General features: G+C 43.0%; 20 protein-coding genes and 1 pseudogene. 8 read left to right on the plus strand and 13 right to left on the minus strand.

Going from position 1 to position 25,673, the window contains the following annotated elements; genetic code table 11:
- The first annotated feature begins 1 nt into the window (after position 1).
- Complete coding sequence (locus tag AC58UU_RS04605; protein WP_497313429.1) at positions 2-757, plus strand: hypothetical protein; 756 nt, start codon at positions 2-4, stop codon at positions 755-757.
- 410 nt (positions 758-1,167) lie between these two features.
- Here AC58UU_RS04605 and AC58UU_RS04610 read toward each other — a convergent pair whose 3' ends face one another.
- Entirely contained in the window at positions 1,168-1,338 is a 171-nt protein-coding gene (locus AC58UU_RS04610) for a hypothetical protein (protein WP_497313431.1), read from the minus strand.
- A 227-nt stretch (positions 1,339-1,565) separates the two neighbouring features.
- Between AC58UU_RS04610 and AC58UU_RS04615 the strand changes: the two genes are divergently transcribed.
- A complete protein-coding gene (locus AC58UU_RS04615) occupies positions 1,566-2,360 on the plus strand; it encodes a helix-turn-helix domain-containing protein (RefSeq protein ID WP_497313987.1) in 795 nt (264 codons plus the stop codon).
- A 14-nt stretch (positions 2,361-2,374) separates the two neighbouring features.
- Here AC58UU_RS04615 and AC58UU_RS04620 read toward each other — a convergent pair whose 3' ends face one another.
- The 6 genes from AC58UU_RS04620 to AC58UU_RS04645 all read right to left on the minus strand — a co-directional run bounded on the left by AC58UU_RS04620 (position 2,375) and on the right by AC58UU_RS04645 (position 14,206).
- Positions 2,375-3,199, minus strand: a complete 825-nt coding sequence (locus tag AC58UU_RS04620; protein ID WP_497313433.1) for a phytanoyl-CoA dioxygenase family protein — start codon at positions 3,197-3,199, stop codon at positions 2,375-2,377.
- A gap of 218 nt (positions 3,200-3,417) precedes the next feature.
- A complete protein-coding gene (locus tag AC58UU_RS04625) occupies positions 3,418-9,024 on the minus strand; it encodes a golvesin C-terminal-like domain-containing protein (RefSeq protein WP_497313435.1) in 5,607 nt (1,868 codons plus the stop codon).
- Positions 9,025-9,348: 324 nt separating this feature from the next.
- A complete protein-coding gene (locus tag AC58UU_RS04630; RefSeq protein ID WP_497313437.1) occupies positions 9,349-10,557 on the minus strand; it encodes an SGNH/GDSL hydrolase family protein in 1,209 nt (402 codons plus the stop codon).
- 164 nt (positions 10,558-10,721) lie between these two features.
- Entirely contained in the window at positions 10,722-12,308 is a 1,587-nt protein-coding gene (locus AC58UU_RS04635; RefSeq protein WP_497313439.1) for an extracellular solute-binding protein, read from the minus strand.
- Positions 12,309-12,375: 67 nt separating this feature from the next.
- Positions 12,376-13,245 carry a carbohydrate ABC transporter permease gene (locus AC58UU_RS04640; protein ID WP_497313441.1) on the minus strand — a complete coding sequence of 290 codons (870 nt, stop codon included), beginning with the start codon at positions 13,243-13,245 and terminating at the stop codon, positions 12,376-12,378.
- A gap of 13 nt (positions 13,246-13,258) precedes the next feature.
- The gene (locus tag AC58UU_RS04645) at positions 13,259-14,206 is read right to left on the minus strand and encodes an ABC transporter permease (RefSeq protein ID WP_171640486.1); all 948 of its coding nucleotides are present in this window, start codon (positions 14,204-14,206) and stop codon (positions 13,259-13,261) included.
- A gap of 468 nt (positions 14,207-14,674) precedes the next feature.
- On the opposite strand from AC58UU_RS04645, the gene AC58UU_RS04650 reads away from it, so the two are divergent.
- The 3 genes from AC58UU_RS04650 (at position 14,675) to AC58UU_RS04660 (ending at position 17,168) form a co-directional block, all read left to right on the plus strand.
- Positions 14,675-15,232 carry a hypothetical protein gene (locus AC58UU_RS04650; protein WP_497313444.1) on the plus strand — a complete coding sequence of 186 codons (558 nt, stop codon included), beginning with the start codon at positions 14,675-14,677 and terminating at the stop codon, positions 15,230-15,232.
- Between the two features lie 44 nt (positions 15,233-15,276).
- Positions 15,277-15,432, plus strand: a complete 156-nt coding sequence (locus AC58UU_RS04655; protein WP_497313989.1) for a HupE/UreJ family protein — start codon at positions 15,277-15,279, stop codon at positions 15,430-15,432.
- Between the two features lie 161 nt (positions 15,433-15,593).
- Positions 15,594-17,168, plus strand: coding sequence for a CehA/McbA family metallohydrolase domain-containing protein (locus AC58UU_RS04660; RefSeq protein WP_497313446.1), 1,575 nt, complete (start codon positions 15,594-15,596; stop codon positions 17,166-17,168).
- Positions 17,169-17,394: 226 nt separating this feature from the next.
- Here the strand turns inward: AC58UU_RS04660 and AC58UU_RS04665 are convergent.
- The 3 genes and pseudogenes from AC58UU_RS04665 to AC58UU_RS04675 all read right to left on the minus strand — a co-directional run.
- Positions 17,395-17,553, minus strand: a pseudogene (locus AC58UU_RS04665) (hypothetical protein); the annotation flags it as partial.
- Positions 17,554-17,559: 6 nt separating this feature from the next.
- Positions 17,560-20,010 carry a heavy metal translocating P-type ATPase gene (locus tag AC58UU_RS04670; protein ID WP_497313448.1) on the minus strand — a complete coding sequence of 817 codons (2,451 nt, stop codon included), beginning with the start codon at positions 20,008-20,010 and terminating at the stop codon, positions 17,560-17,562.
- Between the two features lie 15 nt (positions 20,011-20,025).
- Complete coding sequence (locus AC58UU_RS04675; RefSeq protein WP_497313450.1) at positions 20,026-20,355, minus strand: ArsR/SmtB family transcription factor; 330 nt, start codon at positions 20,353-20,355, stop codon at positions 20,026-20,028.
- Between the two features lie 395 nt (positions 20,356-20,750).
- On the opposite strand from AC58UU_RS04675, the gene AC58UU_RS04680 reads away from it, so the two are divergent.
- Genes AC58UU_RS04680 through AC58UU_RS04690 form a run of 3 tightly spaced genes read left to right on the plus strand, consistent with a single transcriptional unit; the run spans position 20,751 to position 23,231 of the window.
- The gene (locus AC58UU_RS04680; protein WP_497313452.1) at positions 20,751-22,100 is read left to right on the plus strand and encodes a cytochrome ubiquinol oxidase subunit I; all 1,350 of its coding nucleotides are present in this window, start codon (positions 20,751-20,753) and stop codon (positions 22,098-22,100) included.
- The gene (locus tag AC58UU_RS04685) at positions 22,097-23,125 is read left to right on the plus strand and encodes a cytochrome d ubiquinol oxidase subunit II (protein ID WP_497313454.1); all 1,029 of its coding nucleotides are present in this window, start codon (positions 22,097-22,099) and stop codon (positions 23,123-23,125) included. The genes AC58UU_RS04680 and AC58UU_RS04685 overlap by 4 nt, the downstream gene beginning before the upstream one ends.
- A 4-nt stretch (positions 23,126-23,129) precedes the next feature.
- Positions 23,130-23,231, plus strand: coding sequence for a cytochrome bd oxidase small subunit CydS (locus AC58UU_RS04690; RefSeq protein ID WP_497313456.1), 102 nt, complete (start codon positions 23,130-23,132; stop codon positions 23,229-23,231).
- Positions 23,232-23,275: 44 nt separating this feature from the next.
- Here AC58UU_RS04690 and AC58UU_RS04695 read toward each other — a convergent pair whose 3' ends face one another.
- The 3 genes from AC58UU_RS04695 to AC58UU_RS04705 form a co-directional block, all read right to left on the minus strand.
- Positions 23,276-24,085 (minus strand): transporter substrate-binding domain-containing protein, encoded by an 810-nt coding sequence (locus AC58UU_RS04695; RefSeq protein ID WP_497313458.1) that lies wholly within the window; start codon positions 24,083-24,085, stop codon positions 23,276-23,278.
- A 148-nt stretch (positions 24,086-24,233) separates the two neighbouring features.
- Positions 24,234-24,413 (minus strand): twin-arginine translocase TatA/TatE family subunit, encoded by a 180-nt coding sequence (locus AC58UU_RS04700; RefSeq protein ID WP_171640534.1) that lies wholly within the window; start codon positions 24,411-24,413, stop codon positions 24,234-24,236.
- A gap of 32 nt (positions 24,414-24,445) precedes the next feature.
- On the minus strand, positions 24,446-25,654 hold the full coding sequence (locus AC58UU_RS04705; protein ID WP_497313460.1) for a ZIP family metal transporter: 1,209 nt from the start codon (positions 25,652-25,654) through the stop codon (positions 24,446-24,448).
- Positions 25,655-25,673 lie beyond the last annotated feature (19 nt).

Here is a 25,673-nt window from a genome sequence, read left to right on the forward strand (position 1 = left end):
CATGGTCCATGCGTTTACCATCCAGCCCGCTTCGTATAATACTTTCGAAGACGAGACTGAGCAGCTCGAACAGTGTAAAGAATGGGGCTTGCTTTCAGAGAAAGCAGCGAAAACAAAGGCATTCTTCTACAAGGGGAATGGTATGAATCTGCCATGCGGCATTGTTGGTTTTGTGGATAAAATGACCGCTGTCATTGAATTCGACAACAAGCAGCTGCACTGCATCCACCCCTCCTACTTGAAGGAAATGCAAGCTGCCAATTACAGCCAGAGGGGTGCAGGAACCGCTGACTCCACAGAGGCGGAAGTCTTAGAGCTTGAGGCTTTGCAAGAAGATGCTCCAGTTGCCATAGAAGCTAATGTGGAGGCTACTGCAGAAGCTAGTGTTGAAGAAGTTAAAAAGGCTCCCAAAGAGGCGAAAAAAGAAAAGGCGGCCAAAAAAGAAAAAGCTCCAAAACTTCAACTTCCCGAAGATAAGGTGAAAATGATCGCTACAGTCAAGGAATTTACAACGGTACCGAACAATTTCTCTGATACTGAAGATGAAGTGATTATCTATGAAGCTGTTTCCATGATAGAACCAGAGATGGAAATCGGCGAAGCCTGGTCCAGCCACAGTGCCACACTTAAGAAATTAGAACTGGAAATCGGGGACAAGCTATCGTTCGAATGTAAGATTGTTGCGAAGAAGCTCTCAAAACATCCCGTGCCTTACAAAATCAATAATCCTGCTAAATTACAGAAGGTAACCTCCTGACTTGATAGCTTGAAAACATGTGAAGTTGTACTTCGTACAACATTATTGAGAGCATATCGCGTTATCCGCGCAATTGTTGTAAAAAATGCAACAATTCCAACCAAAATTGGCCATTTCGAATGAAATAAGGCTGGAGATGTTGTAAGAAATACAACATCTCCAGCCTGGCAAGCAGAAATCAAAGAAATTGTTGTACGCTGTACAACATTTCCAGAAAATACCAAGTATATGTCAATCACTTTGAATCACTTTGTTACTTTTCCGGGGATGAGAAGTCCATTTCGGCTCTCTCAGCATACATTGGGCGGTTAACAAGCATCCTTCTTGCTCCGAGAAGTCCTTTTTGGGCTTCTCATCAACACCAGTGAGAAAGACATAGGAACAGAGTCTTCAATCTATTTATCTATGATCTAATGCCTCATCTTTCTTCTTGCTTCTAGCTCCTTCTTCAAGGCATGCTCAACGGATTCTGCAAGGATATCGAATTTCTCTGCAACGGTGTACGTCAGGATCTTTCCACAATGGACGCAGCGCTGTATTTGAATATCTGTGACTTTCGAACAATTTGTGCATTTAATCATCGTATGTCGTCCACCTTTGTAATTATCATACCTCCATTATACACATATACATCAAAAAGCCACCTATTTACCTCCCCAGGTGACACAAAGACTAACCGGATACTTACGATAAGCGATGCTCATATACCTAACCTAGAATAATCGAGCGAATTAATATGAATTCATTTATAATGGATGTATATCCATACAAAATGTCAACTTCAGGCAGGTGAAAAGCAGTGTCCTACATGGATATACCCTATAGCTTAGGAGAAAAGTCAGTCGTTCCCCTTTGCAAGTTTATTTCCATTTGGAAGGTACAGGCCAACGACACCTATCAAGTAACTAAAAGCGCTGGATTTGCTACACCCGGGCTTTTTATTACTTATGAAGGAAATGGTGTCATCACCCTAGCCGATGACCGATACGACTTGTACCCTGGCTCCTTTTTCTTCGTTAAAGAAACAGTTCCATGTACTTACAATTGCCAAAATAATAATTGGAAATTTTATTTTATTGACTTCAGCAGCTTGGACATGGCTCACTTTCTCCACCTTCCTGTTGGAGAAATCTTATCCACTGCGAAATTAAGCGAAGCCCTTCAATTATGCGAAAAAATCATTGAAACCCTGATCGCACAACCCACTGGTTATGCTTATTCCACCAATATCCTACTGCAGGAAGTGCTGCTCCTTTTTGCAAGGGAACAGTCGTTTTTAGCCGCTCCCAACCATAACGAAATGGACAGAATCCTCTATTTCATACACAAAAACTTGAACAAACCTATCCAAATCGATGAGCTTGTGCAAAAGAGCGGTTTGTCACGCACCTACTTCTTCGCCCGTTTTCGTTCCATGACTGGACATTCACCAAGCAGCTATATGCTAAAATTAAAATTAGAGTCAGCCAAAGTTTCGCTTGAAACGACTAATTTGCCTATCAAGGAAATAGCAGCTGCTCTGCATTTCTATGATGAGTTTCACTTCTCAAAGCTCTTTAAAAAGCACTATGGTATACCGCCCAGCGTTTTTCGCCAAAAATAAGCATTATTATCACTTCATTTATCGTGACCTCGCGGTTTTTTACCGCTCCACCTTTCATCAACCTTCTCATTGATCGATTGATATCTCGCATCTACGCTGATCCGATATTGGTTCGTCGTATTTTCAAGCGAACAATGAAGCAAATACATGCCGAAGATGAGAACATCGCCTGCTTCAAACGTTGTTGTAGCCCATTTTCCGCCGAACTTTTCCGTAATAACCAGCGGGTCGTCGGTGTAGTGCCCAATGCCGTCACGATCTGAATCCTTCGTCCCGTAAGACTGTTTCAAATCTTCGAAACGATGTGATCCAAGGCAGATGGCCAGTCCTCCCATTTCATAGGATACATCCCCTAGTGGCGACCAAACCGTATAAACTTTCTCTGTTCCTCTTCCCATGTAAACAATGTCATAATGAGCTCCAGTAAAATCACCCTTGCCTACCGCTCTAAGCCATTTGTAATGATACGTAAGCGATGGTTCTCCAAGGAACTCATCGAAAAAGCGCATGATATGATCCCCGTTTAAAACATTAAGCAAAGCTGGTAGATCCTCATTCGTCCCTCCCATGAAGATGCTCTTGCTGCCATCAGCCATTCTGCCTTCTTCCAACAGGGTATCGCGATCAAGCTTCCCCATATGCTCCATTTTCTCTAAAATACTCGTGCGTGCATGAAGCACCTTCGCTCGGTCATGAAATCCACGGATGAGTAAATATCCGTCTTCCTCCATCCGCTCGCGCAGCGCCACCACATCATGAGCAATCTCGTTTGAGCTCCTCAGCTCTGTCAAATGGGGACCACCCAGCTCTAACTCGCGACTTCCTACTTTCACCAACATTTGCACACACACTCCTCTGCGTAATTGACTTATAGCTTAAGTGTAGGTCAAATCCAGTCGTTGAACCATGGATGATCGCATTTTGCGCATGTATAATCGTACATTTTTAAATGTGTGAAAAAAAACGACTGCTTGCATGAAAAACTCCAATATTTTATGATTATTCCGAAAAATAAAAGAGCCGAATGGATCGTTCTCATCCACTCAGCTCTTAGGCTTTATTTTACAATAATTTGTATAACGTCGCTTGCCGTTGTTCCATTTCCATTTATAAACTCACAACGATATTGATAAATGCCAGGAACTTTTCCCGAAATTTGTGTAATTGCCGATTGGGCATTTGGTGTTTGTGAAGATAAAGATTGCGTTTTAATAAGTTCGCCATTTTCATATAATCGATATTGTGCTGCGTTCGTGCCCCACCACATATTAGCAGTAATGGTATAGGTCCCATCTTGATCCCAGTTGTCGCTGGACAACACAGGTTTGCCAGGATTCGCATTAACCACGGTGACGGTGTGTGGATCACATGAAGTCGTTCCATACAAATTCGATAACACACATGTATACACATAGGTTCCGTTTGGCTTACCTTGAATAGGAATAATGGAAGTCTGGGCTGCTGGCGATGCATCGGCCAGTGACTTCGTTTGGATCAATTGGCCATTCTCGTACAACTTATACAGTGAGCCATTGTTTCCCCACCACATATTCATCGTAACCTCATAATTGCCATCATGTAAGCCTGTCGCAACACCACTATTATTCGAAAGTGTCGGTTTACCTGGCACCCCGTTTGCAAGCAGTGCCGGACTGACGGAATGCCGTTCGAACTTGACTGCATCAGCCCTCGTATAGATCATATCGGCAGGAAGGGTTGGCGGATCTACCGTTGTCGGAGTCTCCCTGGTTAAACGAACATACTCGCTGCCGTCTCCTGTAAAGTCGAACGTTCCAAGATTAACCCAACCCGACGAGCCGACTGTCGCATCGATATATGTGATCTCGGTAACCGACTGATGCTTCACTTCCACTTTGACATGATTATCGTTTGCCGTCGTATGGACGAGCTTGTAAATGGAGACCGTATATCTCCCCTCTGGAAACTGGGCCTTCCACGTCGCCGATGATCCTTGAACTGTAGAGTAACGGGACTTAACACCAATTTTGTATCCGGCTAAATTGCTTTGGCTCCAAGACCCTTCCGTAGCGTATAACCCGGTCGTATTCGTGCTATCAACAATAACCGTCAGGTCCCTGATCGTTATGGTCAAAGGCGGTGTTGTTAAAGTCACTCCGTCAATCGTTACCGTGGCCCACACCGCGATGTGATCGATTGCCCCATCGAGGCTTTGAAGGGTCAACAAACCGCTGCTGTCCACTGCAGCCAGATCGGTTCTATCAACGAAATACTGCACATTTGCATGTGTAAGATCACCGATCAGACCGTTGTCCAAATAGCCGGTTACGCTCAGTTGAGCAGCTTGAGTCATCTGCAGTCCTTCCCGATCCGACATGATGGCCACAGACTCTAATTGCTGCATTCTATTCGGGTCCACCCACATCACCGCATCGGCAACTACCCGTGACTTATTGGCCTTATTGGTTAATTCCACATACCCACTATCGCCTGCTGCAAAAGGATAAGCTCCTAGGAACACCCACGTCCCATTGGCCGTTGATTCATCAACGGTAACCGTCTCGGAGCCCCCGCTATAATAAACGGTAAAAGTGGCATTCGTTGCCCAATTTTCACTCGTGGCGGTTATTTGCGGAAGCTTGTAATACACGCTATAAGTGACACTTTCCGGCAGCTCCGGCCGCCAGAGAATCTTGCTTGTCGCTGTGCCAGCAGTCGATTTAGCATAAACATAGTTATCATAGTAATAGTCATTAGCCGTGGTATCCCGTATCCAGACGCCTTCCGTTTCCGCCTCCGTATTATCCACAATGATGGATGACCCTTGTTGCCACTCCGGTTGGACCGGAGTTACCGTTACCCGATCAGGCAGATATAGCGTCCGCTTACGGGTCTGCTTTCCGTCCGATTCCACATAATAGGTGAACGTTTGGGACAAGTCGTTTACCCGTATCGACCATTCCATCGGATATATCGTATCTGGAACGGTCGTGTACGTGGCTCCGCCATCCAAGGAGTAATGGATCGTCGCTGGTTTCGTCGTTTTTGCCTCCACGTAAGCATCGTAGGACGTTTTGTCGGGTTTGACGATTAGCATGCCTTTGACAGCATCAATTGGACTGTGGACATCGAAGAAATAGCTTGCATCCAATGTATCGGCCGTTCTAACCTGATGCAGCGGCACATCAATGTCTAGTCCTTCCACAATAATTGCTGTTATTCCCTTACTTGAAACCGTTGCCTGAATGATTCCGCCACTCATAACCGCTTGCTCTGGTGTGCCATTATCGCGAATGATGGTTACGTTATAATTTTGTGCTGGGTTGAACCCGATAAGTTGCGCATTCAATTCGATCGGAGTCTGTACCTCAGCCGTCGATTCGTTACTTAAACTGATGTAGAATTTATTTCCGCTTTCTCCCGTTATCCAGTTCAATTGCGGATGGTTGGTCTGAATAATCCCTTTGGGCATCCAGAGCCAAACGTTGGAATTACCGTAAAATTGACCTGGCTTATTCCCATAGAGATGATATTTGAACCATAAAAAATTAGTTTCGAATACGGAAGGGAATGTAATACTCCCATTCGATTTTAGCGATTGTTCGGTGATCAAATAATCCATCGTTTGTCCGAGCTGTGCCGGCATATGGTGATAATAAATGGATGTAGCTCCGCTTGGACCTTCCAGTGGAAAATCTGGTTGGAGTTGACTAACGGCGAAGCCCTTATAGTAATAACCTGGATAGTTGGAGTATCGTCCGATGACCGCATTATGAGCGATATCCTGCAGCAGTTTATCCCCTGTATAGAGCGACAATCTCAGCATGAACGGAGCCTCCTGCGCATTCATCCGGTAATAGCCGGTTGTACTTCCCGCTTCAAACGTCAACCCATTGGGTGAAACAAGCCAACTGTCCGCTTGTACGCCCCCGGCTACATCTTCAGGGAGCTTGCTCCTAGGGTAGGCGTATTTCCCACTTTCCGGCCAATGGAACGACTCCGCGTAATTATACGTCTCCGGCTGCGGAATCGTAACGGTACCTTCAGGAACCGGACGAGCTACGAACATGGTAGCATACTGTTTGGCTTCCTTGTACGCGGCATTCAAGTATTTGGGATCTTGCGTTTCCTCGTACAGCTCCAAGATTTCCATCCACAGCTTGCTATAATAATAAATAAACTCATTTTTACTCACATTCGTGGATGCAGGTGTATCGATATTTTGAAGGATATAACTGTCGGCTGCATCCTTGGCATCCTGCAAATACTGCGCATCCCCCGTCATACGATACATCATAAGAGGTTGAATGACAGGCCCTCGATCTTTCTGATCAGGATCTCGCACAAGGTACTCTTCCTGCCCGAGCGCTTGAATTCCTGCCGAAGTACCCAGCAGTTGATTGACAGCGGATACGCTTGAAACATCGAACGGCAAGGTTGCCATTTTCCATAACGAGGGTACGCTGTATACGGGCTTCTGTGTCGGCGACCAACCAATACCATTTCGCGATACCCCGTACTGAATGGACGGCAATGCCCTCGTATTGTAAAGCTGGTCGTCCCCGGTCAAATAATAAGCCCCCAGAAGAGCCGCATTCGACGTTGTTCGAACACTATCCTCGTTCTCGATATCAATAAAGCCCTTGGCCCGGTTCCACCACCCGCTTGGCGAAGGGACATAATTGACAGAGTCGTCCCCCTGCGGCTCTATCTTGAGCAGATCGATCATATTGAACATCGCGTCAGTAAGCGACTGTTCGGCGACATTTTCTCGATATGCCGTATAATCGTATTCATTGCGGAGAATATCCTCGTAGGCTTTATACAGACTGCCTCTCTGAGCGATTAGCCCTATATGGAACTGATACGTGCTTTCCGCAGTCATTTGCGAATACGTCCCTAGTTGAGGCGCATAAAGAATCGGCTGTACGCTGCCTTCATTATTGACAAGACTCATGCCAAGCCGCTGCTGGGAAACGCCTCCCGTCGGTTCAAACTCGACCGGAAGCTGCTCAGATGGTACAAATACGCCATACGACAACGCATTCCCGGCTCCATCATTCTTTTCAACCAGACTCATCGGAGCGCTTAGCTCCCTCAAGCTAGTTGATTCAACCGAACCTACCATTTTTGCATGCGACCTGAAACCATTCAACACTTCATTGATGCCAGTGATTAATTCTGTTGTGAAAGACTGATAGCCGATCACATAATTGCCATCCCGGCGAGGTGTAAAGGCGAAGGAAACATCTGGTTTATCCCCTGACATGGACCAGTTCACTTGTAAATCGTAATCGCTTCCATGCAAAGAATCGGTTAATACAGCAGTATGGCTATCAGGGAAGTTGATCCCGTCGAAAGTAATCCAGCGTTTGTTCATCGTATCGTAGTAATTGGTTCGACTCCCCGCATTCCCATCCAATAAGACCCATTGTTCTTCAAGTCTTTCCGCCACATTATTGATTGGCACCCAGTTCCCCGTATCCGTGTCCTTGTAGAACAGATCACGAACGATGGATTTGCCTCCATCCCAAGTAGCTTCATAGAAAGTCGCCTTATAGTTTGCGTTTTTGATGCTGCCTTTTTCCGTATAACTGAGATTCGCCAATGTGCGGCTGCGCAGCGGAGGCAACGGTGGAGCCTGCTGCCGGATATTTCCTTCGAACTTGACGCTATCTGCCCGCGTAATGATGGTGCCTGTCGTAGGTTGCGTTCGAGTCAGCCTGACAAATTCGGTATCATTACCACTGAAATAATACTCCCCCAAATCAACCCATCCGACAGATGGGCCCGACGAGGGCCTGAGATCCATAAACATGACATCCGTAATCCCATTGTGCACAATTTCGATTTTTACATTACTATCTGCTTTATCCGCCCAATTAAGCTTGTAGAACGATATTCTCGCCGTTCCTGCTTCCAACCGCGGATTCCATGTGATGCTTCTTCCGACAGCATCCGTATATTTGGAACTGGAATTATTGTATCCCTTCACTCCCGCACTTGTGGTCCAATAAGGAGCGGAGTACCCGTTATTCGCGTTATCCACATCGCTGGTAACGACATCATCAATCGTGATGCTTCCATCATCAATGATGATCGTCTTATGAGGCTCTTTTTGTCGAATATTCCCTTCGAACTTGACCGCATCAGCACGCGTAAGTATCGTGCTGGAGCTGCTGGTAGACCGTGTCAATTTAACGAATTCTTCACCGATCCCGGAGAAATAGTACTCTCCCAAATCTACCCATCCAGCAGGCGCCCCGAATGAAGGCCTCAGATCCATAAATCGTACATCCGTTGTTCCATTATGAGTGATTTCGATTTTTACATTGCTATCCGCTTTGTCCTCCCAGTTAAGCTTGTAGAACGATATTCTCGCCGTTCCTGCTTCCAAACGTGGATTCCACGATATGGTTCTGCCTGCTGTACTTGTATATTTGGAACTGGAATTATTATACCCCTTCACCCCGGTACTTGTGGTCCAATTGGGAGCCGAGTATCCGTTATTCGCGTTATCCACATCAGGTGTGACGACACCATCGATCGTGATGCTCCCGTCATCGATGATGATTGTCCTAAACGGGAAGGTCTCCGCATTAGCGGTCCTTATCTCGAATAGGCTTAAAGGAACTATCATCGTCATGATGAGAACGATTAAGAAAAACAGCTTACTTTTTATCATAAAACTCACATCCTTTCCATGATTTGCTTTCAAACAATACGGATTTCAACGAATGGAATGTTCGAATCATTCTGATAACGCTTTCAAAATAAAAACCAACCTCCTTTGTTCGAATTGTTGTGACGCAGCAATTATCCGTATCGGTCTGACTAGTCCCTACGTCTTTTTTTATCTTAGCATGTCATATAACCGTAAAATTTCTTTAATTTCAAGAATTTCTTATAAGATTTTATGTCAAAAAAGAAACCTACGTCGTATTGGACCACTCAACTGCAGTCAGATACGAGGTAGGTCTTGCGATGGGAACTAAGCCGATTTGATCAATTATAATGGCGGCTGCACCAGCAACAACCTCCCAAGCTGAATCACTGTTTGCTTGTACCAATCCGGATGCTGCCGTACATGCTCCAAACTTCGTTCATTGCCACTTGCCTCAAACACTGCCACTTTATCTGTCATCTCGGCATCGATTTCGAAGCGAACTGTATGTTTCCCATTCGGAAGTTCCGGCAAGAAAACATACTGATTCCGATTATGATCGTTATATAGCGTGAATCGATCGATAAGGAAAGGTTCCCCGCCATCCACCGTTACTTTCAATCTGCCGGAATCGGGTCCCCCGATATCGAACAACCCGATGTGAGTGCCTATGAACTCCACCTTGATAGACTCCCCCGGATCGACCGCTCGCCATAGGCCGGGAAACAACCAATCATACTCGCGGGCCAAAGCTGAATCATCGGGAGTCACGTAGGACCATCCTGCCGATAAATTGGCATGACCATCCAGCGGCAGCATAGCGGCGTACTCCCAAGGATTGGCCGGGACCAACGGGTCCTGAGGTAAGTTATGTTCAACCCTCCCCAAGCGTCCTCGAAGTTCACGAATCTTCTCAAACGACCGAGTGATCGTATCCGTGTAAATCTGGTGTCCGTCTGGAATTGTCGGATGTATCGAATCATGTGTGAAAACAACAGCTCCGGAAATGGGCTCATTTGCTCCTGAAGTAAAAACAAGTTTTCCCTCCGAAACCAAATGACTGACTGCTACGCCCAGATGAATCGAAGGAATACCGTAATAATCGGCTACTTCCTCTTGCATAAGAGCCCCCTTCTGGTATTCCCCGGACTGAAATAAGGCCACATCCCGCTCCTTCAGCGTATAAACAAACAGGATATCGGTATACCGGCTCCGTTTGCGGATTTGACGGACGATTCCTTCGATCCGCGCTTTGGACTCGGGAACTCCGCCGTCGTTACCGACAAATTCGACAAACACCAGGTCCGGCTGATGCCGCAACACGTCCGTCTCCAAACGAGCGCAGCCCAAATCCGATCCAGTCCCGTCAATGCCAGCATTCACAGAGCGGATATCCGCCTTGGGATATTGCTCACGAAGCCATTCCGCTGTCATTACACGGTATCCTTCAGAACGGGTATTACTACCGCCGAAATAGACTATTGTCACCGTGTCCTCATTTTCCAACTTTTGAATTACATTTGGAAGGCCTTCCCTAGGAAATAATTCCTTCATCGTCACTTCACCTAACCTCACTTATCTTTTTTAGGAGCATACAACTAACATGGTAGTCCTTTTTCTCTGCGTTTTTTTACATGATTTCGAGAAAAATTCATACATTTTTTTGCCCCCTAGACCAACAAAGAGAGTGGCAACTAATTGCCACTCTCTTCCTTTATTTACTTGATTAAGCCTGCTTCTTTAAACTGCTTGGTTGCTGTGTCCTTATATTTCTGCATATCAAACTTGGTATCCAACGTTTTGAGGAAATTGTCCCAGTTGGAAAGCGGGTCTTTACCCGTCATAAATTTGACTATGCTTTCATTAATGAAACGTTGGCGGTCAGCTGCCAATGTATCGCTCGGGTCTGCAGTCAACATATTCCCGGGCAAAGTAGGCGCCACATATTTCTGGTTGTCATTAAAAGCTTCTGTCGTCTTTGGATTCTGGAAGCTGAAATACTCGGCATCATCGCCACGACGCGCCATTTTATAATGTTCGACCCACTGGTACTTTTCTCTCATATCCTTCGATAACTCGGAGGTTTTGTTTTTGACCTTGCCGTCCACCAAATCCCAATGAATCCCTTTAAGTCCGTAAGCGAAATTCGGGTATGCTTCTTTGTCCGTAAAGAGATATTCCAGCATAGACAAGATCCGAATGATTTTGTCCTTGTCCGCTTTCTTGGAAATGGCCCATGAATTGACTTGGAACGATTTTCTCTCCACGATTTGATCGCCGTAAGGCCCTTTCATTGGAGGAATGACGATCCATTCCGGTACCTCTCCGCCGATTTCTTTCATTTTCTGCTGGGCATCCGGTTCCAGTCTGCGGGCATCTCTTATCATGAAGCCAACTTTACCTTTAAATAACTTTTGGTCCAACAAATCGGGCGTATTCATCGTCACCCAGTCAGGATCCACAACTTTGGCTGTCATCATTTTATTGATGTAAGCGAGCGCCTCCTTCATTTTGGGATCGATAAATAGGAACACCGGTTTATTGTCTTTGACTTCAATGGCTGAGGGAGGATTGACGCCAAACATCCACATCAAGCTATCGAAGCCGTAGGTTTGCAGATTGCCTTCTTTATTCATACCGCCTATGAATCCATACGTATCGTTTTTGCCGTTTCCGTCCGGGTCTTTCTCCGTAAAGGCTTTCATCACTTCGAACAGCTCGTCAGGGGTTGTCGGCACTTTCATATTCAGCTTTTTGAGCCAATCGTTGCGGATGAAGAAGCTTCGACTGATACCGTTTACATTATCATAACCTGGAACTGCAATAGTTTTTCCCTGATAGGTCACCGCATCCCAGGAGTCTTTACCGAAACGCTTCTTCAATTCGGGAAATTGATCCAAATACGGCGACAAGTCCGCAAGAATGCCTTGGTCATAATATTGCGCGAGATCAGCCCTGCTCTTCAAGAAGAGCATATCTGGAATATCTCCACCGGCAATGAGCGTATTCAGTTTGGTCGTTGCTTGCCCCGCTTGGGGAATCATCATATCCAGTTCGATATTCACCGCCTTCTCTAACATTTGGCGTTGGACATCTTCTTCACGAGGAGGAATCGGAGCAGCAGCGTTGAAAGTACCTTGGTTAAACATCGAGATTTTCATTTTGTTCGCAAACTGGTTAGGCTTGCCTTGAGAGCTGCTCGAAGCTGTTGGCATCACTTCTTTTTTTTCTCCACATCCTGACAATACCGCTCCCAACCCTACCATTGCTGTCAGAATAGTTAATGAAATCTTTTTACGTTGCATATTGACCTCTCCTCTTTGCTTTTATATTATCACGGTTTCCCCGTAACAACCTAGGTAAGAATGTCATTTAACCTTTAATCGATCCCATGAGCACACCTTTGGTAAAATGCTTTTGCATAAATGGGTAAACGATCAAAATCGGAACCGTAGTCACGACTACAGCAGCCATTTGCACAGCGAACTTGCTAACCGTTCCGGTACTGGCGATCGAATCAGCGCTTTGTGTTGCGACGTTCAGCAAGATGTTACGCAAGATAACTTGAAGTGGCATTAAGTTGGAATCATTAATAAAAACAATAGCATCGAAATAACTGTTCCAATGCCCGACTGCGTAAAATAAGGAAATCGTGGCAAGGACGGGCAAGGACAGGGGTAAAATGATCCTCCATAACGACTGAAGCTCACTTGCACCGTCTACCCTCGCTGATTCCTCGATTTCAGGAGGCAATTGCTCGAAAAAGCCTTTAATGATCACCAGATTAAATGCACTAATGAGATGCGGTATAATCAATACCCACGGACTGTCTAGCAATCCCAGAGAGCGGATTAACAAATACGACGGAATTAACCCTCCACTAAACATCATGGTAAACACAATGAATAGTAAAAATGGTTTGCGCCCTGGCAAATATTTTTTGGATAACGGATAAGCCGCCATTACCGTAAAAAACACATTAAGCGCAGTGCCTACAATCGTTCGAAACAACGTAATTTTATACGCTTGCCCGATACCATGAGAAATGAATACTTCTTTATAGGCTGTAAAGGTAAAGGATTCTGGTATAATAACAATTCCTCTTCTTAACACTTCTGATTCTGGCGTCACTGAAACAGCAACCACATATAAAAAGGGGAGTAAACAAATTAGGGATAGTAAACAAAGAATGAAATAAACGGCTGCTTGCCATACTTTTTCCCCGAATGTCTGATTGATCATATTGAAAACCACCTCACCAAATTTGCCCATCGAATTTTTTGGCGAGCTTGTTCGCAGCCAAAACTAAAATAAATCCGATGACAGCTTTAAACAATCCTACAGCAGTAGCCAACCCAATCTTAAGACGCTCCAACCCTTCACGGTATACCCATGTGTCGATAATATCGATCTTCTCCTGGTTAAAGGTATTGGCAAACATGAATATCTGGTCAAAGCCAGCGTCCAGAATATGGCTTAGTTTAAGGATCAGCATCAGAATAATGACTCCTCGAATGCCGGGTAATGTTACATGCCACAGCTGTCTCCACTTGGAAGCGCCATCAATCCGGGCCGCTTCATATAAGCTCGGATCAATTCCTGCTAATGCTGCAAGGTACAATATCGCTCCCCATCCGATATCCTTCCATATTTCAGATAAGATAATCAGCAGTCTGCCCCATGCAGGTTCCGTCAGGAAGGAGATCGGTTGGATGCCATTTTCCTTCAAAATCATGTTAAAAAGGCCATCTCCTGGGGCTAGTAATGCCACCATCAGTCCATAAACAATGACCCATGACAGAAAATGGGGCAAATAAGTGATTGTTTGTACGATTTTCTTAAACCATTGGGTATAAACTTCATTGAGAAGCAAAGCAAGTACGATGGGAGCCGAGAAGCCGAACAATAGCTTGTACAGCGAGATGATAATCGTATTTCTCATAATGTCCCAGAAATATACCCCGTTAATAAAATCTTTAAAATTTTTCAATCCCACCCACGGGCTATCCCATAGTCCCAAGGCCAAATTGTAGTTTTTAAAAGCAATAACGATTCCCGCCATAGGAATGTACTTAAATATTGCAAAATATAATAATGCCGGGAATAAAAGAGCATACATCACTTTATACGTTCGTATCGTTCTTATCAAAGATTTCCACTTGGGAGGGAGGGGAATGGCGTCCGCTGCCAATTTCGTTTGCATTTCATCACCTCAGCTTTATTTGTATTTTTATAATAGCATCCCAAAATCGGATAAATTTCTGTAATTTCTAGAATTTCTTATAAGATATTAAGTAAGAGAGCCTGGGAAAAATTCCAATACAATATACATGAAAAAAGGAATTCTGATTTTCAGGCTGAAAATGATAAATACTTTGTTAATTTATTGGAAATGTAAAAATATAGCCTCTCCAACTATGCCCGTAAACTGAAAAGAAGGCTGCCAAGGGCAACCCTTTTTTATAGAACTATGGTATTCATTAGTTCAACTTGTAAAGTATGATCCTTCTCGAGTTTCTGTTGAGAACATTTGGAAAGACCTTTGGTTCTACTCCAACCCAATCTTTATGAATTTAAAATAGAATCACTGTACATGGTTTGTGGCGAGGAGTTAAGTCAACTAGCTCCTCTTCTTTCCTTTTGAAATGAACAAAGAGGATGTGTAGTAATAGTGAAATTTAAATGGTTAATCATGATTCTAGCTATTGTTTTCTTAATTTCATCGCCGGTTGCCAATGCTCACAGCAATAACAGTGAGGGTTTTTCCAAAATAGATGTTCAGGATCAAATGATCAATTACAGCCTTCAACTCGATTTAATTGAATTAAGTCATGCGGTTGGATTCAAGATGGATGAACAAAACATTGAAAACTTAGAGGAATTGAACAATATTATCACCCAAAACAAACTTCCTCTCCAAGAATATATGAATACTCATATTTCGGTTTACGCAGACAGCATTCCCGTTGAAGGAACCATTAAACAAACGTCTGTCTTGAAGATAAAAGAACGCGCATTTGCTGATATTATCCTTTCTTACTCTGTTAATAAAATTCCGGAAAATTTGAGCGTTCGTTACAACGTATTCTTTGATGACAGTGATCCTAGTCACGCAAACATGGCAAAAGTTCAAATTGGAGAAAAACAACAGGAGTTTATCTTTACGTACGAGGTAAGGGAATTGAATATCGGAGAAATGAGCTTTATCACCAGTGCAAAACAGAACTAAATTTAGGTGCAACCCATTTGGCTACGTCGTTATTGTTTTTTAACGTGGGAATTGAATTAGGTCAAATCCTCATTGTATCTTTGGTATTCCCAACTCTCATTTTCATAAATAAACGCTTATCTTATAAGTGGTTTTTGCCTAGTGTGTCTACTACCGTATTATTCTTTGGATGTATATGGTTTTTTCAGAGGGCTTTCTAGCCCGCAGTTAAAAAATAAAGAAGTGTCAATTGCCTCCAATTGCACTTTTTTTCAGCGAACATCGACTTTACGAAAACTATATATCACTCTAACACTCCTAAAATGCTTGGTAGATATAATTAAAAAGTTGTACAAAATTAAAATTCAAAGGAGTTGGCTACGTGTTACATAAAAAGAAGTCACTTACTATCTTAGCCCTCAGTCTTTCAATCCTTTCACAAGGTCTACCCGTTTATGCCAAAGGTTCTGTTGGCAATAATAATAACCCGACAGAATCTGGCGGGAAATGGATGAAAGGTGAGTATCACGTGCATACCTTTCAATCCGACGATGCCCAGCAATCACTTAAGGATGTGTTGGATAATGCATTTAATAAGTATGGTATGGATTGGATTGCAATCTCAGATCACCTGAGAACATCATCGCGCGATGATGAAGGAAACCCTATTCCGGGAGGTCCAATTCCGTTATCTAAGGGGATTATCCAGTATCAGGCGCCAAAAATCAAACAATTGCAAGATGCAGGCGAATATAAGAATAAAATTATCTCCACAGGCTTTGAGTGGGATATGCCCACATACGAGCATGTTGGAATTGGGATTTTGACGGACAAGCCGGGATTTGCAGAGGGTTTGAAAGTGTCGAATCAGTTTGAGTATTTGTTTACTAACCGAGATGAAAGAATGTTTGATCCGGCAGATGTAGCAGCATGGAAAGCACACGATAGCAGAGCCTACTCGACCCGAGATGATGCGCGCACAGCTCTAAAATGGCTTGAAACGAATTATCCGAAAAGCAGTTATGGTATCTTAAATCACCCATCGAGAAAAACGGTTTACACAATTTCTGATATTCGGGACTTCAATAATATAGCCCCGACCGTTGTTTTCGGACTTGAAGGCATGCCGGGCAATCAAATGGAACCTGATAGAGGCGGCTTAAATTTAACCACTCCCAAAAACCGAACTTATGGAGGTTCGGATTACATGATAGCAAAACTAGGTGGCGTGTGGGATGCGTTGCTTGGAGAAGGTCGCAAGTTTTGGAATTTTGCCAATTCGGATTCTCATTTTGAAATAAGCACTAATCGCCAATACTCAAGCGGATACTGGTCTGGCGAATATTCCAAGAACTATACATGGGTAAACGGTTCTAATATGCAGGCTGTCCTGAACGGAATGCGGTCCGGAAAATCATTTTCCGTGTTCGGTGATTTGATTAACGAACTTGATTTTAATATTTCTCACGGGAAAAGCAAAGCAGAAATGGGCGGAGACCTTCAGGTGAAGGATGGGAACAACCTCAAGATCACGATCCGGTTCAAAAGTCCGGAGAAAAACAATAATGGCGACCCCGTTCAGGTCGATCATGTAGATCTTATTTCCGGTGATGTAACTGGTAAGGCGATACCAGGAACAGAAGATTACAGTAAAGATACGAATGATTCCACCAAAGTTCTTAAACGTTTCACAAGCAATGAATGGACAACGGATGACGATGGTTATAATGTGATCACCTATAAAGTAAAAGCGAGTAAAAACCAGTATTTCAGACTAAGAGGAACCAATCTGGGGACCGATGTTATTGGGGAAACTAGCAGTGGAGAGCCATTGATCGATCAAAAAACGGACATTGAGGATAATGAAACCCGTTTCGCTGAAATCAACAAACGGAACTATAAAGACCTTTGGTTTTATTCCAACCCAATCTTCGTAAATGTTGAGCCTCATAAATAGGACGAAACGTATGGAGATAAAGGCATTAACACTGAAGGCGCAGAATATTAAATGGCGGAATGTTGTCGTATCAAAAGTTATATTAATGATACCAGCTATCAAATAAGAAAAATCGAGCTCATTAAGCTCGATTTTTTTTATTTATTGAAGATCTTCTCCAGCGATGAAAAAATTGTTTCTTAATATCACTATTGGTTATACTCTCAGCTATATGCTTTGCATCAACTCAAACGCCACCAATTAAGGCAGATCCTCTTCTGTATTGCCACGGTAAACCAATCGGGTCACCCTGCTTACTAATAAATTGACCGAGTCTACTATGGATATCAGCACTCAACAGACCCAGCTTATCAAACCACCAAGGAAAAAACGAAGGAGGTTCTCCTTCGTTTCACCCCTTAACTTTCACTAATCTCATACTATTCATAATTACAATTAAAGCTGCACCTGTATCACTAATCACAGCAATCCATAGGGTAAGTAAATCAGGGAAAATCAACATCAAAGCAAGAGCTTTGACGATGAGCGAAAACCAAATGTTTTGTTTGATTATTCGTATTGCCTTTCGGCTCAATTTAATAGTATGGGGTAGTTTTTCTATATTGTCAGCCATCAAAACGATGTCTGCGGTTTCCATTGCCGTGTCAGTTCCGGCCCCACCCATTGCAATACCTATATTGGCAGTTGCAAGCGCAGGAGCATCATTGATACCATCTCCAACCATCGCTACAATGTTTCCTTCTTCTTGAAGTTGTTTAATGGCTTTCACTTTATCTTCGGGTAACAGCTCTGCAAAATATCGGTTTACCCCGGTTGCAGAAGCAACTTTTTTAGCGGTACCTTCATTGTCGCCTGTTAACATCACTACTTGGTTGACGCCAACTGTTTGAAGTCCTTTAAGAGCTTTTACGGAAGTAGCACGAATAGCATCCGCAACGGCAATAACACCGTATATCTTCTCTTTTGATCCAATAATAACGATTGTATTTCCTTCTTGTTGAAGGGATAAGATTCGTGACTCTAGTTCTCCTAGAGAAGCGTTTAGTTCCTTGAACAATTTAAGGTTTCCTGCAAAGTATTCATTATCTCCTATAATCGCGCCAATACCTTTACCTACGATGTTTCTGAACTTATCTCCTAGAAGGGTTGAGACGCCTTTATCTTTGGCGTACTGGGCTACTGCTTTTGCAATGGGGTGTGTAGAATATTCTTCTAATGTTCGGGCAATACGCAGCAACTCAACTTCACTCGATCCCGTCAATACAACTTGAGATACCTTTGGTTTTCCCTCCGTTAAAGTACCCGTTTTATCAAAAGCAATCGCTGAAATCCTTCCGGCTATTTCTAAGAAGGCTCCACCCTTGATAAGTACCCCGTTCTTGGCTGCATTTCCTATTGCTGAAACAATTGCTACTGGAGTTGAAATAACCAATGCACAAGGACACGCTACGACCAATAACTCTAATCCTTTATAAAACCACTCTCCCCAGGTTCCAATACCCATAAGTGGGGAAAGAACCATCACAACGAGTGCAAGAATAAATACAATTGGCGTATAGATACGAGCAAATTTATCTACAAAAGCTTCCGTAGGAGCCTTTTGTTCTTGCGCTTTTTCGACAAGGTGAATGATTTTGGAAATAGTTGTATCTTCAACCAGCTTGGTTACTTTAATCTCCAAGGCACCGTGTTCGTTAATTGTACCTGCGTATACACCATCACCAACTTGCTTATCAACAGGAATGGATTCTCCTGTAATTGGCGCTTGATTTACACTCGATTCTCCACCAATGACTAAACCGTCTAACGGGATTTTATCACCTGGTTTAACAACAATGACATCCCCAACTGAAATCTCTTCCACGGGCTTTCTAATAAGCTCCTGACCGTTCTTCACGAATGCTTCGGGAGACGCTAGGTCAATTAAGCTTCGTATCGAATTTCGAGTCTTTTCAATGGACTTCGTTTGAAGAACATTTCCTAGTGCAAACAACCAAACTACCGTAGCACCTTCTAACCACTCACCAATTGCCGCGGCACCAAGCACAGCTGCAGTCATTAATACATTCATATCCAATGAACGGCTTTTCATAGCATAATAAGCGCTTCTAGCTGGTTTATAGCCACCTATTATAATCGATACTGCGTAAAGTAGAGTTGTAAAGCTTGGTGATACATTCGCGAACGAGCCAAGAAATCCAAAAAGAAGTAGGGCTCCAGAAAAAATTATCAGGTTTGTACCTGAATTGTCTTTTTTGACCTGATCACTTTTCCCTTTGCTTGAAACTAGCGTAGCTTTATAACCGGATTTGGATATTTCTTTGATGATTTCTTCGACTGAACTGTCGTGTTCAGCTGTCATTTTCCCAGTTGAGAAATTGACACTTACACTTTTGACTGAGGGGAGGGTTTTCATATGTTTTTCTATCGTTAAAGCGCAGGAACTGCAATCCATTCCTTCTATGTTATAGATTCGCCCACTGCCCTTCTTCTGAACAGCCTCAATGGTGTGCCCCAGTTTTTTTATTGTATCAGGTATTTGATCAAGGACTTTTTCATCCTCATAAACGACTTGCATTTTGCCTGTGTTATAGTTGACTTGAACTCCGTTGATCCCTTTGATACCCTTGACTGCTTTTTCCACGGTTAATGCACAGGAAGGGCAATCCATACCGCCGATTAGAAAATCTGATTTTTGACCAGATTGGTCTTCTGTGTTTTGTACTTGTGGAATTTCTGATACTTCGCAACAATCATCCTCACAACCGGCATTTGTATTTGAAGTGGTACTTATATCCAGTAAGGTTAGGCTTTTTTTCAATTTCGGTTCTTTGTCCGACATCTCAATCCCCCCGTTTTAGTAAATTCCCGTATCACACTTGGTAACACCATCGTGTACTAGGGATAGTACAGTATCGAACATATGTAACATATCCTTAATCTTCTCATTGCTTAAACTGTAATACACATATTTCCCCTCTTGCCTTCCAACAATAATCCCGCAGCCCTTCAAACAAGCGAGGTGCTGGGAAATGTTCGATTGATTCCCTTGAATTTCGTCAACGATTTGAGATACAGGCTTTTCTTTATCTTTAATACATTCCAGTATTTGAAGCCGCGTCTTATCACTAAAGCCGCGAATGAATTTGGCTTTAACATCTAATTGCTCTAATGGATCTTGATTCATTGAGACTACCTCCAAACAAATTAACATTCACTAATATGATTATCATATTAGTGCACACTAATATATGTGTCAAATTAAAACCCCATCATATTTAGATGGGGCTTTGGTATTAAACAGGCATTGGGGTTTTTGTTGGTGGATTTAACGTTAATAAAGTTGTAATACTTTGTTCAAACCGTATTCACATATTATGTGAAAAAAATCACATACATTGGAGTAAGATAGAAATATATAGCAAATCAAATTGAAATCAGAAGGTGATACCACTTGAACCAATCTCGAAAACATGAAAAACGATTGATGTACCTGATGTTCATTGTTGCTTTTGTCATGTTACTTTCTTTTATCCGCAAGTTTTTTTGAACCTATGAAAGCTACAAAGGAGATGTGTCCATATGCTTATCTACGATCCCGTATTTTATAGCCGCCTACTCACTGAGACCACACTGGCATTTCATATCATTTTCGCTACCATCGGCGTTGGCGTTCCGGTCATGATCATGTTGGCTGAGTTAGCAAGCATTAAACGTAAAGATCCCTATTATGCATTGTTGGCACGAAGATGGGCTCGGGGATTTGTTATCACCGTTGCTATTGGAGTGGTTACTGGTACTGCTATCGGGCTTCAACTCAGCCTGTTGTGGCCGAAGTTCATGGAGATTGCTGGGCAAGCCATTGCGCTTCCGTTATTTCTAGAAACATTCGCCTTTTTCATCGAGGCTATCTTCTTAGGCATTTATTTATATACATGGGAACGATTAAAACCTAAGCATCATCTGTTACTACTCGTGCCTGTTGTCATTGGCTCCTCTGCTTCAGCCTTTTTTATTACGACTGTGAATGCATTCATGAATACGCCGCAAGGCTTCACTCTAAAAGATGGCTTGATTACGAATGTACAGCCGATTCTAGCTATGTTTAATCCATCAATGCCTACCAAAGTGGCACATGTACTTTCCTCTGCCTACATGACCAGCGCATTCATCTTGGCAGCTATAGCGGCTTACTCCCTTCTCAGGAAAAAGGGTGACACTTTATACGCCAAGAAAGCTTTAAAATTGACCGTTACTGCTGGGCTTGTTTTCGCCATAACTACGGCTATGATCGGTGATCTATCAGCCAAATTTCTAGCTCATACACAGCCTGAAAAACTTGCCGCAGCCGAGTGGCATTTCGAAACAACAAAGAATGCACCACTCGTTCTTGGTGGTATTTTGACTGAAAATAATGAGGTTAAATATGCATTGAAAATTCCGTATGCACTAAGTATCTTGGCAGGCGGAACTCCCGGAACTGAGGTAAAAGGGCTGAATGATATTCCGAAAGATCTCCGTCCTCCTCTATACGTGCATTATTTCTTTGACGCCATGGTTGCTATAGGCATGTTTGTGATTGTGGTTGCCATTTGTCATATGTGGTACGCACGCAAAAAATCCTCTAAACCTTATCCGAGATGGCTTCTAGCGATTATCGTTGTGTGTGGTCCTCTTTCCATGCTAGGCATCCAATGTGGATGGTTTTACGCGGAGGTTGGTCGACAACCATGGATTCTACGTGGATATATGAAGGTAGCAGATGCCGCTACAACTTCACAAGACGTGGACACCATGTTACTGCTGTTCTGTTTACTTTATATCGTTTTAGCACTGACTGCGGTAAAAGTATTATCCAAACTTTTTAGAAAAAACGATGTTGCAGATGAACTGATTGCACTTGGTATTTTCGGGGGGAGGACCAAAGAATGAGTCTAGAACTTGTTGGAATAACCGTTTTGTGGATCTTTTTATACGGATATTTAATTGTAGCGTCCATTGACTTTGGTGCGGGTTTCTTCAGTTACTATTCGGTTATTACGATGAAAAAGCATATCATTCATAAGATCATTGAAAGATATTTATCTCCTGTCTGGGAAGTTACCAATGTATTCTTAGTTTTCTTCTACATCGGTATGATTGGTTTCTTCCCAGAAACAGCACGTTATTACGGTACTGCGTTACTCGTGCCAGGTAGTGTGGCTATCATATTGCTAGCCATAAGAGGAGCCTACTACGCTTTCAGCAACTATGGTTCCATAGATAACAAATGGTACATGCTGCTCTATGGAGCAACTGGCTTGCTCATCCCTGCAACCCTTTCTACGGTGCTGACCATTTCTGAGGGTGGAATCATCGTTGAACAGAACGGCATGATTTTACTAGATTGGAGTAAGTTACTTGGGAGTCCTTATACGTGGTCGGTCATATTACTATCGCTAGTCAGCGTCCTCTATATTTCGTCCATGTTCCTTTCCTTCTACGCCTACAGAGCAAAAGACTATCCCGCTTTTGGAATTTTACGAGGCTATGCTCTTTTCTGGAGCGGACCTACTATTCTTGCAAGTCTGCTTGTTTTTTTCGCTATAAACCAGCAAAACCCAGAACATTTCCGCAACATGCTTAACCTTGGATGGATGTTCGGAGCATCATTTCTCTGTTTTTTAGTTGCCGTCTACTTGCTTTGGAAACAAATAAAGCTAGGTCTAGCCTTCATATTAGTACTTTTGCAATTTGCTTTTGCTTTCTTTGGTTATGGTAAGGCCCATTTACCGTATATTTTATTTCCATACATCTCCATTCACGAAAACTTTACGAATCAAGCAATGGGAACTGCGCTAGTCATCGCCTTTATTGCAGGGCTTGTTATTCTAATCCCATCTCTGTTTCTGCTTATGCGTCTATTTCTTTTTGATGCTGATTATGTTCAAGGTAAATTTAAGAAGAAGGGTGACTAAACTTATGGAAAACATGCTAATCCAATATGCTCCACCGATATTTGTTGTATTTTCACTTGTTTTTATGATTCTGTGGGTACCAAGAGCAGCCGACGTGACTGAATAATCAGTAAGGCAAAGAAGTCGACTATCAGCTAGTCGACTTTTTACTTATGATTCATGTTCAATGTCGTGTTCCATCTCGTCTTTGAGCTTTTTCGGCATTTTATCTGGTTTACTTCCAAACCACTTCGTATATAGAGCTTCGTAGGTTCCATCTTTGGAGACTGCTAGAATAGCCTTATTGATTCTTCCCATGTACATGTTCCGCTTTTTAGCAACGATAGCGTAGCTATCTTTGTTGAATACTTCTCCTACTTTTTTAACTTTTCCATCTGCTGAGTTTTGCAAATAATCTTGAATACTGTGCTCTTCAAAAATAACGGCATCAACGTTTTTATTTTTCAAATCATCGTAAGCATCGGAGATATTTGCATAGCTCCTTATTTTGATCCCTTGAATTTCACTGGCAAATTGATAGGAAGTGGATCCGTTCCTTGTTGCCACCACTTTCTGGGCCAAGTCATCTTTGCCTTTGATCCCTTCGTTATCTGATGCGGTGAGTATCGCTTCTCCCGATTGAAAATAAGGATCTGAATAGTCTAATTTGTTCTTGCGGGCATTCGTGATCGTCATTCCGGCAATTGCGAGGTCCACATCGCCAGATTTTACACTTTTGTTCAACTCACCGTATTCCATGGCTACCCATTCATATTTTATTTTCGCCTTTTTAGCAATGGCTTGCCATAATTCCACTTCGAAGCCTTTCTTCTCTTCCCCTTCTGTATACGTGAATGGCCGCGAGTTTTTCTCGATACCGACTTTAATCGATTCATTTTTCGCGCATCCTGTGGAAGCAAGTAGTACCAATAGTACGACCAACAGAGTGATCCCCTGTTTGCTTCGAACTCTTATATTCATTGTTTTTATGCCCTCCTTATCAGGTAAACAACGGTATTATTTGTAAATTGTTAAACGGTTATGCAGACTCGATGGCATATATTGTAGAAGTTGTCATTCAGGAGTATGAAAAAAGACCAATCCACAAAATCGCGGATTGGTCTTCTATTCATTCTACTTTCTGCTTCTCTTTGGTATCTTCTTCTAACAATCCCTTTGTTCCTTGTCTAAACTCCTTTATCGTTGTACCGAATGCGCGGCCTAATTGCGGAAGCTTTGAAGGTCCGAATAAAAGTAATGCAACTGCAAAGATGATGACAAAGCCTGATACGCCAATGCCTGATAGCATGATGTTCACCTACCCCATATAAGGTTTCTGAATTAAAATTTAACCATGAGAGCTGTCACATACATAATAAGAATTCCTGCCGTTAGCCCTCCAAAATTCAGCCAAGAAACAGGAGAAAGATTTCTTTTCTCGGATTCTTTAAGAATCATTTTGGAGATGACATAAATAACCTGTAGAATGGCACCAGCGCCTATGCCGAAGAATAGCGCGGCTAATGTATCGTTAAAAATAAATCCGCCTGCCCAAGTTCCAATAATGGCGGGCCCACCGGCGATCAATGCTAAGGTGACAAAAGTCTTCCAGTTCGGACGATCTTTAAGCAGTGGGGCCGCGATTCCGACACCCTCCGTAATATTGTGCAGAGTAAACCCGATGATCAAGAATGTTCCTAAAGCAGCTTCTCCGACCGCAAATGCGGATCCAATGGCAAGCCCTTCGCCAAAATTATGAAGACCAATACCTGTGGCGATTTTGCCCGATACCCTTCTTCCTTCCAAAGCGCTGCTATTTAGCTTGCGTTCATTAGACTGATCCACCGCTATTAAGAAGAGACAACTGAGCAGTGCACCAAACCATACCAGCCCGGTACCTTGAAAGACACCTGGAGCCTCTGAAGCCATTTCAAATCCTTCTTCAAAAGTATCGATCACAAGAAAAAACAATAGTCCTATCGTTAATGCGAGAATAGCATGCATCCCTCTAACTGAAAATCTACGTAAAAATGGATACCACATGAGTCCTAACCCAACAGGAACAACACCTACGTAAAATCCTATTAATGCATATTGCCAAAATAGTTTACCATTTGGTTCAGGTGTTGCTGCTGCGGCCGCAACTTCACCAGTGAAAATCAATCCATTTGAGGTGATAAGTTTAACTTCATGCGGATCACCTTGCACCCATGGGTAAGGGATTTTTACTGTTCCACGTTCAAACCTTTGTAAGGTATCACTTGGTGAGAATTCCGCATTCCAAAAGGCTCCATCCACAACGACTTGGGCGATCGTAATTTCCTCCGGTCCTGAATTAAGCACCTTAAGTTGGATTCCTTCATCATTGAGCGTTATTTTCTCTACATTCACAACTTCAATAGGAGCAGCCGGCTCATTTTCGATTCCAGTTCCCACTTTTGCAATGGTAGTGATAATCGCAATTAGCAAAATTAGGGGGAGAATTCCCCATAGCATAGCTTTAAATTTGTTAGTTGAAACCTTATTTTCACTTTGAACATTAATACTCATCGTACGCTCACTCCTCCTT

It is taken from the genome of Paenibacillus sp. JT22N1, from assembly GCF_059692155.1.